The 18585-nt window shown below is 66.9% G+C and carries 16 protein-coding genes and 1 other RNA gene; 12 read left to right on the top strand and 5 right to left on the bottom strand.

Translation table 11 applies throughout. The features are described from left to right. Window positions 1–26: 26 nt before the first annotated feature. Genes N825_RS28240 through N825_RS28230 form a run of 3 tightly spaced genes read left to right on the top strand, consistent with a single transcriptional unit; the run spans window position 27 to window position 4490 of the window. On the top strand, window positions 27–3002 hold the full coding sequence (locus N825_RS28240) for an FAD-binding and (Fe-S)-binding domain-containing protein (RefSeq protein ID WP_245613257.1): 2976 nt from the start codon (window positions 27–29) through the stop codon (window positions 3000–3002). Continuing rightward, window positions 2992–3714: a GntR family transcriptional regulator gene (locus N825_RS28235; protein ID WP_063833940.1), complete on the top strand. Its 723-nt coding sequence runs from the start codon at window positions 2992–2994 to the stop codon at window positions 3712–3714. Before N825_RS28240 ends, N825_RS28235 begins: the two co-directional genes overlap by 11 nt. Continuing rightward, window positions 3711–4490, top strand: coding sequence for an enoyl-CoA hydratase/isomerase family protein (locus N825_RS28230; RefSeq protein WP_037459310.1), 780 nt, complete (start codon window positions 3711–3713; stop codon window positions 4488–4490). Before N825_RS28235 ends, N825_RS28230 begins: the two co-directional genes overlap by 4 nt. A 57-nt stretch (window positions 4491–4547) precedes the next feature. Here the strand turns inward: N825_RS28230 and ssrA are convergent. Beyond that, window positions 4548–4963, bottom strand: a transfer-messenger RNA (tmRNA) gene (ssrA, locus tag N825_RS37585). Between the two features lie 83 nt (window positions 4964–5046). On the opposite strand from ssrA, the gene ybaK reads away from it, so the two are divergent. Next, a complete protein-coding gene (ybaK, locus tag N825_RS28225; RefSeq protein WP_037459308.1) occupies window positions 5047–5529 on the top strand; it encodes a Cys-tRNA(Pro) deacylase in 483 nt (160 codons plus the stop codon). A gap of 6 nt (window positions 5530–5535) precedes the next feature. On the opposite strand, the gene N825_RS28220 is transcribed toward ybaK, so the two are convergent. From N825_RS28220 to N825_RS28210, 3 genes are all read right to left on the bottom strand, one after another. Then, window positions 5536–6726 (bottom strand): DUF2252 family protein, encoded by a 1191-nt coding sequence (locus tag N825_RS28220; RefSeq protein WP_037459307.1) that lies wholly within the window; start codon window positions 6724–6726, stop codon window positions 5536–5538. 287 nt (window positions 6727–7013) lie between these two features. Continuing rightward, a complete protein-coding gene (locus N825_RS28215; RefSeq protein WP_037459305.1) occupies window positions 7014–7670 on the bottom strand; it encodes a transposase in 657 nt (218 codons plus the stop codon). Window positions 7671–7798: 128 nt separating this feature from the next. After that, window positions 7799–8518, bottom strand: coding sequence for a GntR family transcriptional regulator (locus tag N825_RS28210; RefSeq protein WP_037459303.1), 720 nt, complete (start codon window positions 8516–8518; stop codon window positions 7799–7801). A gap of 128 nt (window positions 8519–8646) precedes the next feature. Between N825_RS28210 and N825_RS28205 the strand changes: the two genes are divergently transcribed. The 7 genes from N825_RS28205 (at window position 8647) to N825_RS28175 (ending at window position 16335) form a co-directional block, all read left to right on the top strand. Then, window positions 8647–10125: a mannitol dehydrogenase family protein gene (locus N825_RS28205; protein WP_037459302.1), complete on the top strand. Its 1479-nt coding sequence runs from the start codon at window positions 8647–8649 to the stop codon at window positions 10123–10125. Window positions 10126–10159: 34 nt separating this feature from the next. Beyond that, entirely contained in the window at window positions 10160–11356 is a 1197-nt protein-coding gene (gene uxuA / locus N825_RS28200; RefSeq protein ID WP_037459301.1) for a mannonate dehydratase, read from the top strand. A gap of 115 nt (window positions 11357–11471) precedes the next feature. Further along, window positions 11472–12185, top strand: coding sequence for a FadR/GntR family transcriptional regulator (locus N825_RS28195; RefSeq protein WP_037459300.1), 714 nt, complete (start codon window positions 11472–11474; stop codon window positions 12183–12185). A gap of 50 nt (window positions 12186–12235) precedes the next feature. After that, window positions 12236–13207, top strand: coding sequence for a sialic acid TRAP transporter substrate-binding protein SiaP (locus tag N825_RS28190; RefSeq protein ID WP_157619586.1), 972 nt, complete (start codon window positions 12236–12238; stop codon window positions 13205–13207). 92 nt (window positions 13208–13299) lie between these two features. Continuing rightward, a complete protein-coding gene (locus N825_RS28185) occupies window positions 13300–13878 on the top strand; it encodes a TRAP transporter small permease (RefSeq protein WP_037459299.1) in 579 nt (192 codons plus the stop codon). Window positions 13879–13882: 4 nt separating this feature from the next. After that, the gene (locus tag N825_RS28180) at window positions 13883–15289 is read left to right on the top strand and encodes a TRAP transporter large permease (RefSeq protein ID WP_037459298.1); all 1407 of its coding nucleotides are present in this window, start codon (window positions 13883–13885) and stop codon (window positions 15287–15289) included. Beyond that, window positions 15286–16335 (top strand): L-idonate 5-dehydrogenase, encoded by a 1050-nt coding sequence (locus tag N825_RS28175; RefSeq protein WP_037459296.1) that lies wholly within the window; start codon window positions 15286–15288, stop codon window positions 16333–16335. Before N825_RS28180 ends, N825_RS28175 begins: the two co-directional genes overlap by 4 nt. Before the next feature lie 26 nt (window positions 16336–16361). Here the strand turns inward: N825_RS28175 and N825_RS28170 are convergent, their stop codons facing one another. After that, complete coding sequence (locus tag N825_RS28170) at window positions 16362–17297, bottom strand: LysR family transcriptional regulator (RefSeq protein ID WP_037459295.1); 936 nt, start codon at window positions 17295–17297, stop codon at window positions 16362–16364. A gap of 117 nt (window positions 17298–17414) precedes the next feature. Here N825_RS28170 and N825_RS28165 point away from each other — a divergent pair, with 117 nt between their 5' ends. Beyond that, entirely contained in the window at window positions 17415–18578 is a 1164-nt protein-coding gene (locus N825_RS28165; RefSeq protein ID WP_037459294.1) for a mandelate racemase/muconate lactonizing enzyme family protein, read from the top strand. The last annotated feature ends 7 nt before the right edge of the window (window positions 18579–18585 follow it).

Below are 18585 nucleotides of genomic sequence, written 5' to 3'. Positions count from 1 at the left end.
GCTATGTTGCTGGGAGCGAATGAATAATGCTTTGGGGAAACGCCATGCCGCTCGACGCTCCTCCCGAAAACGCCCGCCCGGCCTCCTCGCGCATCGGCGACGGCAAACTGGCCGGGCGCCTGCGGCGCGAGTTGAAGGGCGAGGTGCTGTTCGACGCGTTCTCGCGCGGGCGCTACGCCACCGACGCGTCGTTCTACCAGATCGAGCCGATCGGCGTGGTGGCGCCCCGCGACGAACGGGATGTCGAGATCGCCCTCCAGATCGCGGCGGATGAGGGCATTCCCGTGTTGCCGCGAGGCGGCGGCACCTCGCAATGCGGCCAGACCGTCGGCGAGGCGCTGGTGATGGATTGCTCCCGGCATCTGAACGGCCTCGTGGCCTTCGACGCGGAGGCGCGGACCGCGGTCGTGCAGCCCGGCCTCGTGCTCGACACGCTCAACAAGAAGCTGAAATGCCACGGGCTGTTCTTCCCGGTCGATGTCTCCACCAGCGCGCAGGCCACGTTGGGGGGCATGGCCGGCAACAACAGCTGCGGCACCCGGTCGCTCCGCTACGGCAACATGGTCCACAACGTCCGCGCCATCGACGCCGTGCTCGCCGACGGCAGCGCCATCCATTTCGACGAGGTCGATCCCGAACGGAACGACCTGCCGGCGCGCCATCAGGACCTGCTGCGGCGCATGCGGGATCTGTACCGGCGCGAGGCCGACGAGATCACGGCGCGAATCCCGACCGTCCAGCGCAAGGTCGGCGGCTACAACATCGAGCGGCTGGGCGGGGAGAAGGTCAACCTCGCCAAGCTGCTGGTCGGATCGGAGGGGACGCTGGGGTTCTTCCAGCGGATCGAGATCGACCTGCAGCCCCTCCCCCGCCATAAGGTGCTGGGCGTCTGCCATTTCCCGACGTTCCGGCAGGCGATGGAATCGGCGCGGCACATCGTGGCGCTGCGCCCGGCGGCGGTGGAACTGGCCGACCGCGCGATGATCGACCTGGGCCGCGCCATCCCGATGTTCCGCGCGACGATGGACCTGTTCGTCCGGGGCGAGCCCGACGCCCTGCTGTTCGTCGAGTTCGCCGGCGAGGACCTGGATGCCGAGAAGGCCAATCTGCGCCGGCTGGTCGAGCTGATGGACGATTTGGGCCTGCCCGGCGGCGTGGTCGAGGCGATCGATCCGGCTTTCCAATCCGCGATCTGGGAGGTTCGGAAGGCCGGCCTCAACATCATGATGTCGATGAAGACCGCCGGGAAGCCGGTGTCCTTCATCGAGGACTGCGCCGTCCCGCTCGAGCATCTGGCTGACTACACCGAGCGGCTGACCGAGGTGTTCCACAAGCACGGCACGAGCGGCACCTGGTACGCCCACGCGTCCGAGGGCTGCCTGCATGTCCGTCCCGTCCTCAACCTGAAGCTGGACCTGGACGTCAGGAAGATGCGGGCCATCGCCGAGGAGACCTTCGCGCTGGTGCGGGAATACAAAGGCTCGCATTCCGGCGAGCACGGCGACGGGCTGGTCCGGTCGGAATTCCACGAGCCGATGTACGGCTCGCGGGTGGTCCAGGCGTTCCGCGAGGTCAAGACGACATTTGACCCCTCCGGCCTGTTCAATCCGGGCAAGATCGTCGACGCGCCGAGGATGGATGACCGGCGGCTGTTCCGCTACAAGCCCGGCTACGCGCCGCTGCCGATGGAAACCGCGCTGGACTGGTCCGACTGGAACGGCTTCAGCGGCGCCGTGGAGATGTGCAACAACAACGGCGCCTGCCGGAAGTCCGACGCCAGCGTCATGTGCCCGTCCTACCGCGCCACGGCGGACGAGAAGCACGTCACGCGCGGGCGTGCCAACACCCTGCGGCTCGCCATCACCGGGCAGTTGGGACCCGACGCCTTCACGTCCCAGCCGATGTACGAGACGTTGGACCTGTGCGTCGGCTGCAAGGGCTGCAAGCGGGAATGCCCGACCGGCGTCGACATCTCGCGCATGAAGATCGAGTTCCTGCACCACTACCGCAAGCGCCATGGCATCCCCCTGCGGGAACGGCTGATCGCGTGGCTGCCGCGCTACGCGCCGATGGCGGCGCGGCTGGGCGGGATGCTGAACCTGCGCAACCGGGTTCCAGCCTTGGCGGGATTGGGCGAGCGGCTGACCGGCTTCAGCCGCCATCGGCCCTTGCCGAAATGGCACGCCGAACCCTTCCGCGATTTGGCGCCAAAGGAGACTGGGGCGACGGATGGGTCCGTGGCGGAGGTCGTGCTGTTCGTCGACACCTTCAACCGCTGGTTCGAGGCGGACAACGCCCGCGCCGCCCTGGCCGTGCTGGAGGCGGCCGGCTACAAGGTCCATGTCGCCATGCCGCCCAAGGGCGAGCGGCCGCTCTGCTGCGGCCGGACTTTCCTGAGCGCGGGCCTGGTGGACGAGGCGCGGATCGAGCAGCGGCGGGTGCTCGACGCGCTCGGACCCCATGTCGAGCGCGGCACCCCGATCGTCGGCCTGGAGCCATCCTGCCTGCTGACGATGCGCGACGAGTTCAAGTCGGTCTTGCCGGGCCCGGCCAGTGCCGCGCTCGCCGGCCGCGCGCTGCTGCTGGAGGAGTTCCTGGCGGCGGAGGCCGAGGCCGGCAGGTTGCGATTGCCGCTGAGGGCCCTGCCCCACAAGCGGGCGCTGCTGCACGGACATTGCCACCAGAAGGCTTTCGGCGCGATGCCCGCGACCGAGCGGGTGCTGAAAATGATACCCGGACTGGAGGTCTCGACCATACAATCGACCTGCTGCGGCATGGCCGGAGCCTTCGGCTATCAGGCCGAGCACTATGAGGTTTCGATGAGGATGGGTGAATTGGGTGTCCTTCCCGCCGCGCGGGCGGCGGATGCGGATACCGTGATCGTCGCCGACGGCACCAGCTGCCGGCACCAGATCCAGGATGGGGCGCGGCGTCAGGCGGTCCATCTCGCCATCCTGCTGCGGGACGCCCTGGAAAGGCCGGAGGATCGTCTTGCTTCATGAGGAGGTCGTGGCGCGCCTGCGCGAGAAGCTGATCGACGGCGTCATGCCGCCGGGATCGCGGGTGCCCGAGAAGGAGCTTTGCGCCGAATTCGGCGTGTCGCGCACACCCCTGCGGGAGGCGCTGAAGGTGATGGCGTCGGAGGGCTACATCGTCCTGCTGCCGAACCGGGGCGCCCGCGTCGCGAAGATGACAGCCAGGAACCTGGAGGAGCTGTTCGAGGTCTGTGGCGGGATGGAGGCGCTGGCGGGCGAGCTCGCCTGCCAGCATGGCACCGACGCGGAGATCGCCGAGATCGAGGCGCTGCACGACCGCATGGCGGAATTCTACGCGGTGCGCGACCTCGCCGGCTATTACCCGCTCAACCGCGCGATCCACGAGGCGATCGTGCGGGCCACCCACAACGCCGTCCTGATCAACCTGTACGAGAACGTCAGCGCCCGCATCCGGCGCGCCCGCTTCGTGGTGCCGATGCCGCCGGACCATTGGCGGCTCGCCATGGCGGAGCACGAGGCGATCCTCAACGCGCTTCAACGCCGCGACGCCGTGATGCTGTCGTCGATCCTGAAGACGCACCTGCGCAACAAATGCGAGCAAGTCGAGCGGGCCGGTTTCGCTGAGAGCGACGAGACCCCGACCCCGCCCGCCGCGGCCAGGAAAACCCCGGTGAAAAAACCTCAGCCAGAGCAATCCGACATGGAGCGAGTCCCTTGACCGAAGAACTTCTGTACGATGTCCAGGACGGTATCGGCACCATCACCTTCAACCGCCCCCAGGCGCGCAACGCCCTGACTTTCGCGATGTACGAGCGGCTGGGCGAGATCTGCCGGGAAGTCGAGACGGACGACCGGGTCAAGGCCCTGCTGATTACCGGCGCTGGCGACAAGGCTTTCGCGGCCGGAACCGATATCGGCCAGTTCCGCGCCTTCAAGGGTCCCGAGGACGCGCTCGGATACGAGGCGCGGATCGACAAACTTCTGGGAGCCTTGGAACGGTGCCGCGTGCCGACCATCGCCGCCATAGCCGGAGCCTGCACGGGCGGCGGTGCCGCGATCGCCGCCGTCTGCGACCTGCGCATCGCGGCCCCCCACTCCCGGTTCGGCTTTCCGATCTCCCGGACGCTCGGCAACTGCCTGTCGGTCGCGAACTACGCCCGGTTGGCGGCGCTGATCGGGCCGGCCCGCGTCAAGGACATCATTTTCACGGCCCGATTGGTCGACGCGCCCGAGGCGCTGGCGATCGGGCTGGTATCCGAGGTGATCGCCGAGGGTGCCGACCTGATGTCGCGCGCCGGGGAGGTCGCCCGCACGGTGGCCAGCCACGCGCCGCTGACCCTGCGCGCGACCAAGGAGGCGCTGCTGCGCATTCAGGACAAGATGACGCCGAATGAAAGCGACGACCTGATCCTGTCCTGCTACATGAGCCAGGACTTCCAGGAGGGCATGGACGCCTTCCTGAACAAGCGGCCGCCGGTTTGGAAGGGCAAGTGACCCCCGGGGCGAGTGGATCCATCTGAACGCAAAAAGGGCGGGGTTGCCCCCGCCCTTTCTGGGAATATTCTGTTGCTAGGCCATTCCAGCCCCGCCTAGTCTCAACGCGACCACCGTTAGGCGGCTACGCGCAGATCCTGAGCATTGTGGTTGTCATTTGCGACATTCACAAGTTGTTGGACGAGCCTTTCCCCGGATGGGGATTAGCGGGCGTGCCTCACCCAACGTCTAAACGACCCTTATTCACCCACGTCGATCCTAATTCGCCCCCATGGAACAAGCCCTGACTCGGAGGAGGTTTGGCCTGATGGTCCGAGGACCATGCCCCGCTCATCACGAGGTCTTTTGGTGGAGGCGGGGGGCATCGCAGCCCCCGTCCGCTAGGTCTTATATGATCGCAGTCTCGGATGGCCCGAAAGCCATCCTGCAACGCTGTCCCCGATATAGGATATTCCGGCTCGGAGATCAAGACCGGCACGATGATCGGGCGCTCGCGTATCCGGTCCCGCGGCGATAATACTGCTCCCTGGGGGTTCCAGTCAGGGGGAAGGGTGACATGTCCAAGCGGACGCCGGCGACGATGGCCTTGGAGAAGGCGGGCAAGCCGTTCGAACTGCTGCGCTACGAGTATGATCCCGACGCGCCGTCGATCGGCCTTCAGGCGGCGGAGGCGCTCGGGCTTTCCCCGTCAGTCGTGTTCAAGACGCTGATGGTGGTCGCAGGCGACGAACCTTGCGTCGGCATCATTCCCTCGGATCAGGAGCTTGGCCTCAAGGCGCTGGCCGCGGCGGCGGGCAGGAAGTCCGCAGCCATGATGAAGCCAGCGGACGCCGAGCGGATCAGCGGCTACCATGTCGGTGGGATCAGTCCGCTGGGGCAGAAGAAGCGGCTGCGCTGCTTCCTCGACGCCTCGGCTATGGACCTGCCGTTCCTGGTGGTCAATGGAGGCCAGCGTGGCCTCCAGATCAAACTCGCGCCCGCCGATCTGGTGGCCTCGACCGGCGCCGTCGTGGCGGCGTTGGCGAGTGGCGATCCCTAAAGGGCGTCACGCCGACCGCGCGAGCGCGAACCTCCGGCAGTGTTCGAGATAGGCCGCCTCGTGGATGGACAGCAGTTCGACGATGCTGGACCATAGCCACGAGGGCGCGTCGAGCGTGCTGGAACGCGCGCGGCCGAGTTCGGACAGCCACCGCTCGCGGCTATCCGCGTCCATCTGGCGGCCGTGGGCGCGTCCGATGACGCCGGCCAGATACTCCGCCAGGGTGGTGGCCGCCTCCTCCGTCAGCCGCTCGACCTCGATCTTGAGGTCCTGCGGCATCAGCTCGCGCACGACCACGCCGCTACCCATCAGCCGGGTCGCCATCATCCGCTCGCCCAGGTGCGGCGACAGGGCGCGCGCACCCAGCACCACCCGCATGGCGTTCTCGCGCGGCATCGGCGCGTCGGCGGCGCGCGGCGCCGCGGCGGTGACCGCCTCCTTGACGTCGACCAGGCACAGGGACGAGCCCTTGCCCTGCCCCACCCGCAGCATGGCGGCGTAGCGCAGGCGGCCCAGCGAACTGCACCCTTTCATCCAATAGGCGGCGTCGACCATCTCGACCTTGTCGGTGTCGTCGCGGTCCTGAAGCCCGATGATGGTCGACCGCAGTTCCGGCTGTTCGAACAGGGCATGCAGCGCGCCCCGCTCGTCCGCGGTCAGCGCCCAAAAACGCTTGCCCAGGGGAACGACGGGCTTGACCGTGTCCAGCCGCTCCTCCGCCAGATGGCGCCAGCGGCGGCGGGTCGCCTGCGCCAGCAAGTCTTGGATCACCCGGGGGCGGGCGCTCTTGTCGCGGTGGCCGTCGAACGATCCGGCGAGCGCCGTCTCATAGCCGGCGATCAAATGCTCCAGGATGCGCGCGGTGATGACACCGGGCAGGTCGGAGCCGCGGGCGGCCGACGCCAGCGACAGGCCCAGCCGGATCAGGTCGTGCGCCGGGTTGCCGATCACCGTCTGATCGAGGTCGCGGATCTGCACCGCCACCCGGCCCTTGGCGTCCGCCAGCGGTCCCAGGTTTCCGACATGGCAGTCGCCGCAGATCCAGACCGGCGGCCCTTCCGGAACCTTGCCGGAGCGGGCCTCGAGCCACTCGTAGAATTTGACCGTGCTGCCCCGCACATAGGCGTGGGCGGATCGGGCCATCTTGATGTTCCGCGTGCGCAGCAGGGTCTCCGCGCGTTCTTCTGGCGCCGTCATCGATAACCTTCAGATGTGGCCCGCGAGAGGGCGCCTCACCCTGGCGCTCCGGTCCGGTGACCCAATTCCGTGATCGGACTGCTTCGCCGCGCCGGTATCCCCCGATAGCCCGGGCATGACGATCCCCATCCACCTTGTACAACACGCGGCGGGAAGTCGCTGTTCATTCCGTTTGATACTATTCCATGGATAGTGACCGTGAGGCCACTCCCAGAAAGAATGGGGACATTCTGGTTTAAAGTTGCGTGTTCCGCGCGCGAAATGAACATGTCGTCCTCGACACGCCTTCACGGCACCTCCTTCCTGGGGCGTCCTCGAAAGCGAATACTGCTTTCCAAACCGAGATCCCGCACCGTCGCCGCAACCCAATCCGCCGTTCCGAGAGGAGTCCCCCGCGTCACCGACCGGTCGAGCGCCTCGACTTCCGCCACCGTCTGGGCGGAGTTCACCAACCCCACCCATCCGCTGGGACGTATCAGGGGCGTGGTCAAGGTCAGCGCGTCTGGCGAGCCCAAACTACTCCAGGGCCAATCCTCCGCCCATGGCGTCAAGCTGGCTCGAAGAGGATTGCGCTCGACATAGCGTAATACGGTCAAGAGATGCGCATCCTGCTGCACAGGGAATGCCTTGAACCGACCTTGCCAGACACGTCCGCGAGAATCGGGGCCACGCGCATTGTGATACCGGCGGACATGAGCGGTCAGCAACCACTGCATCCATCGGCTGAGGTCGCCATCCTCAAGAGGCCATAGCACCAGATGAAAATGGTTCGGCATCAGGCACCACGCGGAAATCCGCATCGGCACCCGATCGCCGGCAGCGGCGATAAGGTTCACGAAGGCCCGGTAGTCGGCGGGGCATTCGAAAATGCGGGTACCGCCATTCGCCCGGTTCATGACGTGATAGCAGATCCCGCCAACGGAGGCGCGTGCGGTTCGTGGCATCCTTGGAACTTACGGATTGCATCCGGGAGCGTGCAAGGCGGCCAAATGACGCGCGGTTATCGTGATCCGATGCCAAGTCACGCAACTTTAAACCAGAATGTCCCCTTTCTTTCCTTTCTTTTCGCTTCTCACGACGCCAGGACACTCGCCATCTCCGCCGCCACATCGCGTTCGAAGAAGTCGGGGAAGCGGTCCGCCAGTTCCGGCAGGGAGGTCAGGATCTCGCGCAGGTGGCGGCGCATCGCCGCTTCCGCCCGGTCGGCGTCGCGGGCGGCGATGCTGTCCAGGACATCCTGGTGCTGCGCGATCAGCCGTTCCACCGGGGTCGCCAGCGGCACGCTGAGATAGCGGACCCGGTCCATCTGGGCCTTGGTCTCCTCGACCACCCGCCACGCGTAATCGCAGCCGACGCCCAGGGCGATGCCACGGTGGAACGCCTCGTCCAGGCCCATGAACTCGACCGGGTCCAGCGCGGTGGCGGCGACCCTTTGAGCCTCCAAATTGGCGCGCAGCAGGTCGATGGCGGATTGCGGGATCTCGGCGCAGGCGCGGCGGACCATCGCCAGTTCCACCGCCTCCCGCACGAAGCGCGCGTCGAACACCTGCTTCATGGAGATCTTGACGATGAAGGTGCCGCGCTGCGGCCGGATCGTCACCAGCCCCGCCTCGCTCAACTTGATGAAGGCCTCGCGGACGGGCTGGCGGCTGACGCCCAGCCGGGTGGCTATCTCCTGCTCCGACAGGGCCTGGCCGGGCTGGAAACCCATCGTCACGATCGCGTTCCGCACTTCGCGGAAGACACGGCGGGCGACCGGCTCCGCCGAATTGGCTTCGATCCTGTCCAGCATCACCGATCCTCCCCATCCCTGTTCTTATCGCCGCCCCCTCCCATGATCGCGGGGGCTTGCGCTTCGTGAGCTTGCATACTACCATACCAGTCAATAAGCCGATAATAGCATATGTTGGGGAGGATGCCATGGGTCGCCGTCTTGATGAACGGACGCTGGAGACTCTGGGAGTGGAAATCCCGGTGCGCGCCAGCGGCCTGGAGACCGGCATCGTCCACATGGGGCTCGGCGCGTTCCACCGCGCCCATCAAGCCGTCTACACCGAGGACGCGCTGAAGCGCCAGCCGGGGCCTTGGGGCATCTGCGGCGTCTCGCTCCGCAGTCCGGAGACGCGCGACGCGCTGGCTCCCCAGGACAACCTGTACACGGTCGCGATCCGCGACGCGTCGGGCGAACGGCTCCGCGTGGTCGGCTCCCTGACGGAAACGCTGGTGGCGCCGGAGGACCCGGCCGCCGTGCTGGAGCGGCTGACCCGCCCCGCCGTGCGGATCGTCACCATCACCGTCACCGAGAAGGGTTATTGCCACGATCCGGCGACCGGCGCCCTGAACGAGCGGCACCCCGATATCGTCCACGATCTCCAGAACCGTGGACAACCCCGCACCCTCGCCGGTTTCCTGGTCGAGGCGCTGGCCCGCCGCCGCGCGGCCGGTGTCGAGCCGTTCACCGTGCTGTCCTGCGACAACCTGCCGAGCAACGGCCACGTCGCCGCCGGCATCCTGCGCCGCTTCGCCGAATTGCGCGATCCCGAGCTTGGCCGCTGGGTCGCCGACCGGGTCGCCTGCCCCAGCAGCATGGTCGACCGGATCGTGCCGGCCACCACCGCCGAGGACCGCGCCAGCGTCGCGGCGGCCCTGGGAGTGGAGGACGCGTGGCCGGTCATGGCCGAGCCCTTCACCCAATGGGTGATCGAGGACAACTTCCCGACCGGCCGCCCGGCGTGGGAGCTGGAGGGTGCCGAACTGGTCACCGATGTCCGGCCCTATGAGTTCATGAAGCTGAGACTGCTCAACGGCAGCCACTCCTGCATCGCCTATCTCGGATACTTGGCGGGCCACGCCACGGTGTCGGACGCCATGGCCGACCCGGGCTTCGTCAGCTTCACGCGGGAATTGATGGACGAGGAGGTGACCCCCACCCTCGACGTGCCGCCCGGTGCCGATCTCGGGCGCTACAAGGCCGCCCTGCTGGAGCGGTTCGCCAATCCCGCCCTCAAGCACAGGACGTGGCAGATCGCCATGGATGGGTCGCAGAAGCTGCCCCAGCGCCTGCTCGGCACCATCCGCGACCGGCTGGCCGCCGGACAGGGCTTCGACCGGCTGGCGCTCGGCGTCGCCGCCTGGATGCGCTATGTCGGCGGGCGGGACGAGGCCGGCCAGCCGATCGACGTGCGCGATCCCCTGGCCGAGCGGTTGAAGGCGCTGTCGGACCAAGCGGCGGATCAAGCGGGCGGCGACACCGGCAAGCTGGTCTCGGCCCTGCTCGGCGTGCGCGAGGTGTTCGGCGACGACTTGCCGACCAATCCGACCTTCATCGCCGCCGTGACGCGGGCGCTCGACCGGCTGGTGGCGCGCGGTGCCCGCCAAGCCATTCAAGATGTCGGCTAAGTTCATAAACACGTAAATCCAGGGAGAACGCACCATGGAACAGACTTGGCGCTGGTTCGGGCCGGAAGACGCCATCCGCCTGCCGCACATCAAGCAGGCTGGCGCCACCGGCATCGTCACCGCCCTCCACCACATCCCCTATGGGACGGTCTGGTCGGTCGACGAGATCGAGAAGCGCAAGGCCATGATCGGCGAGGACGCCTCGCTCGGCCTGCGCTGGAGCGTGGTCGAGAGCCTGCCGGTGTCGGAGGACATCAAGCTGGGCGAGGGCGACCTGGAGGTGCTGTTCGACAATTACCGGGAATCGCTGCGCAACCTGGGCGCCTGTGGCGTCGACACGGTCTGCTACAACTTCATGCCGGTGCTGGACTGGACTCGGACCGAGCTGCGGGCCCCCCTGCCCGGCGGCGGCAGCGCGCTCCGCTTCAACGCCCATGAATACGCCGCGTTCGACTGCTTCATCCTGGAGCGTCCGGGCGCCGAGGACGAGCACGAGCCCGAGGTCATGCGTCGCGCCCGTGCCTGGATCGATCAAGCGTCGGAGAGCGACAAGCGGAACCTGCTCGCCAACATCATGGCGGGCTTGCCGGGTGCCTTCGACCGCTACGACGCACCGGGCCTGCGCCGGATGCTCGACCGCTATCGCGGCATGACCCGCGACGGCTTGCGGGAAACGCTCGCCCGTTTCCTACGCGAGGTGATCCCAACCGCGGAGGAGGCCGGCATCCGCATGTGCATCCATCCCGACGATCCGCCGCGGCCGCTGCTGGGCCTGCCGCGCATCGTCAGCAACGCCGACGACCTGGATTTCATCATCAACGCGGTACCGTCGGACGCCAACGGCCTGACCTTCTGCACCGGATCGCTGGGCGCCGGCCGCGACAACGACGTGCCGGAACTTGCGAAGCGCTTCGCGGGCCACGTCAAGTTCGCCCATCTGCGGAACGTCGCCAAGGAGGTCGACGGTTCGTTCATGGAGGCCGACCACCTGGGCGGCGACGTCGACATGGTCTCGGTCGTCACCACCCTGCTGGAGGAGCAGAAGCGCCGTCACGACGCAGGGCTGGACGACTGGCGCATCCCGTTCCGTCCCGATCACGGCCATGAACTGTTGGACGATGTCGGCAAGCCGACCCATCCGGGATATCCGATGATTGGACGTTTGCGGGGACTTGCGGAACTCCGCGGGATCATGACAGCGGTGGCGTCTTTGAAAGACTTACCGGTCTGACCACTGGACACTTGACACACCGGGTGTTTCACGGGATCATGTCGGTCAATTGGTCAGACCAAATGGCCGACATGAACTAGCCGGATACTCGGCACGCCTGGGAGGGGTTCGGCGCATGCCGATCGAAGCCATCGAACCGCGCCGGCTCTACCGGCAGGTCGCCGATCACCTGAGGGACCTGATCGACCGGGGCGAGTACAAGGTCGGCGAACGGCTTCCGACCGAGCGCGAGCTTTCCGAAAAGCTCGGCATCTCCCGCCCCACCGTCCGCGAGGCCTTGATCGCGTTGGAGGTGGAACACCGCGTCCGCATCCGTGTCGGCTCCGGCATCTACGTCACCGAACCACCAGCCCAGTCACCGATCTTGGTCGGCCCCGCGGAAGGTCCTTTCGAACTGCTGCGCGCCCGCGCCTTCATCGAGAGCGCCATCGCGGCGGAGGCGGCGACGCTGGTGACCCAGGCCGATATCAACGCCATGGACCACCTGCTCGACGCGATGGAGCGGAGCAGCGACGCCGGCACCAAGGCGATGGTCGGGCTCGACCGCCAGTTCCATCAGACGATCGCGTCGATCGTCGGCAATGGCATCATCCTACGCTTCGCCGGCGACCTGTTCGACCAGCGGATCAACCCCTATTTCCAACGCCTGTCCGGCCATTTCGAGACGGCCGACACGTGGCGGGCCGCCGTGGACGAGCATCGCGCGATCCGCGACGCCATCGCGTCCCGCGACCCTGGCGCCGCCAGCGCCGCCATGCGCCATCACCTGCAACAGTCGCAGCACCGCTTCTCCACGAGTTTCGAGGAGGAGGCGGCTTCGCCCGGCTGAGGGCGGGCCGGAGATCAAGTCAGTTCAGTTCCCGGGAGGAAAAAGAGAAGATGATGAAGTTTTACGCCGCCGCCTTCACCGCCGTGATCGCCCTGTGCGCCACGGCGCCGGCCCAGGCCCAGACCAACCTCAAATGGGGCCACGCCTACGAGACGTCGGAGCCGTTCCACACGGAATCCGTCTGGGCGGCCGAGGAGATCGAGAAGCGGACCAATGGCCGCTACAAGATCACCGTCTTCCCCGCCTCGCAGCTCGGCAAGGAAAACGACCTCAACCAGGGCCTGACCCTTGGCAGCGTCGACATGATCGTCTCGGGCTCCAGCTTCGCGGCCCGCAGCTATCCGCCGATCGGCGTCACCTACTATCCCTATATCTTCCGCAACCCGGATCACCTGATCGCCTATACCAAGAGCGACGTGTTCAAGGAGCTGGCGGCGGGCTACGAGAAGGCGTCCGGCCACCACATCGCGGCGGTGACCTATTACGGCACCCGCCACACCACCTCCAACAAGCCGATCACGAGCTGCGATGACATGCGCGGCCTGAAGATCCGGGTGCCCGACGTGCCCGCATATCTGGCGATGCCGCGCGCCTGCGGCGCCAACACCGCTCCGATCGCCTTCGCCGAGGTCTATCTTGCGCTTCAGAACGGCACCGTCGACGCCCAGGAGAACCCCCTGACCACGATCGAGGCCAAGAAGTTCTACGAGGTCCAGAAGAACATCGTCCTGACCGGCCACATCACCGACCACGTCAACACCACGATCGCCGGACGGCGCTGGGCCAAGCTGTCGGACGAGGACAAGAAGATCTTCACCGAGGTGACCCAGGAAGCCGCCGCCCGCGCGACGAAGATCGTCCAGGAGCGCGAGGGCGCGCTGGTCCAGACCTTCAAGGACCGCGGCATCAACGTCCAGGAGGTTGACAAGGCCGCCTTCGAGCAGGTCGTCCGCGCCAAGGTTCCGCTGGAGGAGTTCGGCTACAAGCAGGCCGACTACGACCGCATCCGCGCCGTCCAGTAGAACCCCGACCCGGCGCCGCCCCGCGCGGCGCCGGTCCGCCCTGCCCCGCCCCGAGGCGATGGGTACATGGCTCAGTTTGGAAAGGCACGGTCGTGTCGCAGCATCCCCAATCCGACGTCACCGCCACGGCGGAAGAAATCGCCCACGCCTTCGAGGAGGAGGTCGAGGCGGTCGATCTGTCGCAATACGCCATCGAGGACTGGATCACCCAGTTCATGTTCTGGGCGATGGCTCTGGCGGTCTTCGTCCAGTTCTTCACCCGCTACGTTCTCAACGACAGCCTCGCCTGGACCGAGGAGGTCGCCATCAACTTCCTGGTCGGCGTCGTGTTCTTCGGCTCCATCATGTGCGTGCGCCAGTCGCGGCACATCCAGGTCGATATCCTGTACCACTACATCCCCGAAGGTCTGGCGCGGATCCTGTCGCTGTTCGTCGATGTCGTGCGGATCGCGTTCTTCGGCTACGCGGCCCTGCTGGTCTGGAACTACTCCCAGCTGATCAGCGAGGAGCGCATGACCATGATCGACCTGCCCAAGTCGATCGTCTTCTACACCGTGATGGTCGGCTTCGCCCTGATGTGCGTGCGCTCCATCCAAGTGCTGATCCAGAACCTGCGCCGTGGCTACTCGGTGCTCCAGCGCCCCGAAGCCTTCCTGCCGGCGGGAGAGTGACCCCATGACGCTTCTGATCGTCTCCTTCCTCGTCCTCATGGTGCTGGGCATCCCCGTCGCGGTCGCGATGGCCTCGGCGTCGCTGCTCTATCTCGTCTTCTACGACGTGGCGCCAGATGTCATCGTCGCCCAGCGCATGATCGCCGGCGTCGAGAGCTTCCCGCTGCTCGCCGTGCCATTCTTCATCCTGGCCGGCAACCTGATGAACATCGCCGGCGTCACCGGCCGCATCTACAGCTTCGCGGTGGCCCTGGTCGGCTGGATGAAGGGTGGCTTGGCGCAGGTCAACATCATCGGCTCGGTCATCTTCTCCGGAATGTCGGGCACCGCGCTGGCCGACGCGGCCGGCATCGGCACGATCGAGATCAAGGCCATGAAGGACCATGGCTACCCGGTCGAGGCCGCCGTCGGCGTCACCGCCGCCTCCGCGACGCTCGGCCCGATCTTCCCGCCGTCCCTGCCCTTCGTGATCTACGGCATGATGGCGAACGTCTCGATCGGCGCGCTATTCCTGGCCGGCATCCTGCCCGGCATCGTCATGACGCTGCTGATGATGGTGACGGTCGCCTTGATCGCCTACAAGCGCGGCTGGGGCGCCGACACTGGGTTCGAATGGAACAAGCTGGCGAGCGCCGCGATGGAAGTCGTGATCGTGCTGGCCTTCCCCCTGGTGGTCTATGCGATGACCTGGGCCGGCTTGTCGCCCAACGTCGCCCTGATCATCGCCTTCGCGGTCCTGATCGCGCTGGACTGGTATTTCGACTTCTCCGCCGTCATGGCCCTGATGACCCCGATCATCCTGATCGGTGGCATGACCATGGGCTGGTTCACCCCGACGGAAGCGGCGGTCGCCGCCGTGATCTGGTCGCTGTTCCTGGGGCTGGTGCGCTACCGGACCATGACGTTCCGCACGCTGGCGAAGGCCGGCTTCGACACGATCGAGACCACCGCCTCGGTGCTGTTCATCGTCACGGCGGCGTCGATCTTCGCGTGGCTGCTGACCGTCGGACAGGCGGCGCAGGGTTTGTCCGACCTGATCCTGGGCATCACCGACAACAAATGGGTCTTCCTGATCCTGGTCAACATCCTGGTGCTGATCGTCGGCTGCTTCCTCGACACGATCGCCGCGATCACCATCCTGGTGCCGATCCTGCTGCCGATCGTCCTGAAGTTCGACATCGACCCGGTCCATTTCGGCGTGGTCATGACGCTGAACCTGATGATCGGTCTGCTCCACCCGCCGTTGGGCATGGTGCTGTTCGTGCTGTCCCGCGTCGCCAAGCTGTCGGTCGAGCGGACCACCATGGCGATCCTGCCTTGGCTGGTGCCGCTGTTCATCGCCCTGCTGATGATCACCTTCATACCCGCCATCACCCTTTGGCTTCCCCAAACGATGGGATTGATCCGATGACCGACAGCGCCCTGGCGGCGACCCTCTTCGGCCCCGAGGATTTGAGAATGGTCGAGCGCCCGCTGGACCGCCTCGACCCCGGCATGGTCCGCGTCAAGTTCGGCGCGGGCGGGATCTGCGGGTCCGACATGCACTACTACCGGCACGCCCGGACGGGCGATTTCGTCGTCACCTCGCCGCTGGTGCTGGGCCACGAGGTCGCCGGCGAGATCGTCGAGCTGGGCTCCGGCGTCACCGGCCTGGCGGTTGGCGACCATGTCGCGGTCAACCCGTCGCGCTGGTGCGGCCATTGCGTCCGTTGCCGCGAGGGCCGCGAGAACCTGTGCGAGAACATCTACTTCATGGGGTCGGCGTCCAAGACGCCGCACATGCAGGGCGGTTTCTCCAGCCTGTTCGACGCGACGGCGGCGCAATGCGTCAGGGTCCCCGCCGACCTGCCCTTCTCGGCGGCGGCCCTGGCCGAACCGCTGGCGGTCTGCCTGCACGCGGTGGCGCGGGCGGGAGCCATGGAGGGTCACAAGGCGATCGTGTTCGGCGCCGGACCGATCGGATTGCTGACGATGCTGTGCGCCAAGCTGGCGGGTGCCTCCGAGGTCGCGGTGGTCGATGTCGCGGCGGCCCCCCTCGCCTTCGCCGAGAAGCTGGGCGCCGATCACGTGGTCGACGTCTCGGGCGGCGACGCCGCGCTGCGCGATCTGTCGGCCCAGGCGGGCTTCGATGTCGGGTTCGAGGTCTCCGGCACCCCGGCCGGACTGGCGTCCGCCATCGGCAGCGTCCGGAAGGGCGGCACGGTCGTGCAGATCGGCAACCTCGCCGGCGGCCTGCTGCCGGTCCCGGCCAACGCCGTCATGTCGAAGGAGCTGGATCTGAAGGGCACGTTCCGCTTTGGCCGAGAATACGACCGGGCGGTCTCGCTGATCGTCTCGGGCGGGGTCGACGTGCTCAAGCTGGTGACGGCGGAACGCCCGCTGTCGGGCGCCCCCGACGCCTTCCTGCTGGCCCTCGACCGCACCCAGAGCGTCAAGGTCGTGCTCACGGCGGCGTGACGCCGCCGCCGCCATCCCCGACGCCGTTATCCCGCCGGAGGGATCAGGGTGTCGGGGATGGCGGGGCTCCCGTTCAGAAGCTCCCACAACTCGTCCGCGACGCGATTGCGGCAATCGACCGACCTGAACAGCCTGATCCCGATGGGGATATCGAACCGCTCCGGTCCAGCCCGAACCAAGCGCGCGCGCGTCAGGTCGTCCTCCGCCAGCGTCAGGGGAAGCCAGGCGACCCCGTGCCCCTGCCGGGCCATGGTCAGCAACGTCGCGGCGAGATGCGACGTGAAAACGGTCTCCACTTCAGCGCTCCCGCTCCCGCCGCTTTGATGGGCCGCCAGTATCCGGCCAAGCCCGGAAGCTTGGCTGTATGCCAGCAGCCTCGTCGGTCTTTCCGCCCTGCCGGGAAGCGGCCAGACTGGACGGTTCTCCGCGTCCGGCGCGCAGACCGGAACCAGCACGTCGTTCCCCACATGGACGCTCTGGAACCGGGAGGGCTCGAACCGCGTCGGCGCGTCCGCATGATGGTGGCACAGCAGGAAATGCACCTCGCCGCCGAGCATGATCTGTTCGCAGGCATCCATGCTGTCCGAGATCAGGTTGAGGGTGCCGAGCGCTTCGAAGCGCATGTGCCGGCGTATCCAGCCGGGAAAGAAGGTGAAGGAGAGGGCATGCGTCGCGGCGATCGACAGCGTCGCTCCCACGCGCTCGCCCACGGCCCGCGTGTCGCGGCGTGCCCGGAGCAGGCCACGCGTCAACTCATCGGCCAAGGGCAGGAAATAGTCGCCCGCCGGCGTCAGGGTGGCTCCCTGGGCGCCCCGCGCGAAGAGCGGAGTGCCGATCCAATCCTCGAGGGCGCGGACGCGGCGGCTGAAAGCCGGTTGCGTCACGTTGCGGATGTCCGCCGCGCGCGAGAAGTTCTTCTGCTCCGCCAGCGCCAGGAAGTCCTTGAGCCAGTCCAGATCCATGACGATACCGATCCCGCATAAGGCGAACCGATCTTGGCATTGGCCAATCGGCGGCGTCGAGAAGTAATTGGCAACCTCACCGACCCTCAACCAAATCCTACCCCAGGGAGACCATCCATGCGCATCATCGACGTCCGCGAGGTCACCAAGCCGATCGCCTCGCCCATCCGCAACGCCTACATCGACTTCTCGAAAATGACCGCGAGCCTGGTGGCGGTGGCCACCGACGTGGTCCGCGACGGGCGGCGCGTGGTTGGCTACGGTTTCAACTCGAACGGCCGCTACGGCCAGGGTGGCCTCATCCGGGAGCGCTTCCGCGACCGGATCCTCGAGGCGGCTCCCGGGAGCCTGCTCGACGACAGCGGCGACAACCTCGATCCGCACAGGATCTGGGCCACGATGATGATGAACGAGAAGCCGGGCGGTCACGGCGAGCGGTCGGTGGCGGTCGGCACCCTCGACATGGCCATCTGGGATGCCACGGCCAAGATCGCGGGCAAGCCGCTGTTCCGCCTGCTGGCTGACCGCAAGGGCCGCGAGGCGAACCCGAGGGTCTTCGTGTACGCGGCCGGCGGCTATTACTATCCCGGCAAGGACGACACCGCCCTCCGGGCCGAGATGCGCGGCTACCTCGATCGCGGCTACAACGTCGTGAAGATGAAGATCGGCGGAGTTCCGATCGACGAGGACCGGCGTCGCGTCGAGGCGGTACTCACGGAAATCGGGTCACAGGCGCAACTCGCGGTCGACGCGAACGGGAGGTTCGATCTCGAGACCGGCATCGCCTACGCGAAGATGCTGCGCGACTATCCCCTGTTCTGGTACGAGGAGGTTGGCGACCCGCTGGACTACGCCCTTCAGGCCGCCCTGTCGGAGTTCTATCCAGGTCCCATGGCGACCGGCGAGAACCTGTTCTCGCACCAGGACGCGCGCAACCTCCTGCGCTACGGCGGGATGCGGCCCGACCGCGATTTCCTGCAGTTCGACTGCGCCCTGTCCTACGGCTTGGTCGAATACCTGCGCACCCTCGATGTCCTGGATCAGTTCGGCTGGTCGCCGTCGCGCTGCGTACCGCACGGCGGGCATCAGATGTCGCTCAACATCGCCGCCGGCCTCGGGCTTGGTGGCAACGAGAGTTATCCGGACCTGTTCCAGCCCTACGGCGGCTTCCCGGACGGTGTGCGTGTCCAGGACGGGCACATCGTCATGCCCGAACTGCCCGGCATCGGCTTCGAGGGCAAGTCCGACCTGATCAAGGTGATGCGCGAACTCGCCGAGTGAGGGCGGT

The organism is Skermanella stibiiresistens SB22 (assembly GCF_000576635.1).
Taxonomy (GTDB): domain Bacteria; phylum Pseudomonadota; class Alphaproteobacteria; order Azospirillales; family Azospirillaceae; genus Skermanella; species Skermanella stibiiresistens.
This window is presented reverse-complemented; position numbering and strand designations above follow the sequence as displayed.

Excerpts from the sequence above, each read along its gene's own strand:
- N825_RS28240 (WP_245613257.1), top strand. The coding sequence starts at position 27 with ATGCTTTGGGGAAACGCCATGCCGCTCGACGCTCCTCCCGAAAACGCC.
- ybaK (WP_037459308.1), top strand. The coding sequence starts at position 5,047 with ATGTCCAAGCGGACGCCGGCGACGATGGCCTTGGAGAAGGCGGGCAAG.
- N825_RS28220 (WP_037459307.1), bottom strand. The coding sequence starts at position 6,726 with ATGACGGCGCCAGAAGAACGCGCGGAGACCCTGCTGCGCACGCGGAAC.
- N825_RS28215 (WP_037459305.1), bottom strand. The coding sequence starts at position 7,670 with ATGCCACGAACCGCACGCGCCTCCGTTGGCGGGATCTGCTATCACGTC.
- N825_RS28210 (WP_037459303.1), bottom strand. The coding sequence starts at position 8,518 with ATGCTGGACAGGATCGAAGCCAATTCGGCGGAGCCGGTCGCCCGCCGT.
- N825_RS28205 (WP_037459302.1), top strand. The coding sequence starts at position 8,647 with ATGGGTCGCCGTCTTGATGAACGGACGCTGGAGACTCTGGGAGTGGAA.
- uxuA (WP_037459301.1), top strand. The coding sequence starts at position 10,160 with ATGGAACAGACTTGGCGCTGGTTCGGGCCGGAAGACGCCATCCGCCTG.
- N825_RS28195 (WP_037459300.1), top strand. The coding sequence starts at position 11,472 with ATGCCGATCGAAGCCATCGAACCGCGCCGGCTCTACCGGCAGGTCGCC.
- N825_RS28190 (WP_157619586.1), top strand. The coding sequence starts at position 12,236 with ATGATGAAGTTTTACGCCGCCGCCTTCACCGCCGTGATCGCCCTGTGC.
- N825_RS28180 (WP_037459298.1), top strand. The coding sequence starts at position 13,883 with ATGACGCTTCTGATCGTCTCCTTCCTCGTCCTCATGGTGCTGGGCATC.
- N825_RS28175 (WP_037459296.1), top strand. The coding sequence starts at position 15,286 with ATGACCGACAGCGCCCTGGCGGCGACCCTCTTCGGCCCCGAGGATTTG.
- N825_RS28170 (WP_037459295.1), bottom strand. The coding sequence starts at position 17,297 with ATGGATCTGGACTGGCTCAAGGACTTCCTGGCGCTGGCGGAGCAGAAG.
- N825_RS28165 (WP_037459294.1), top strand. The coding sequence starts at position 17,415 with ATGCGCATCATCGACGTCCGCGAGGTCACCAAGCCGATCGCCTCGCCC.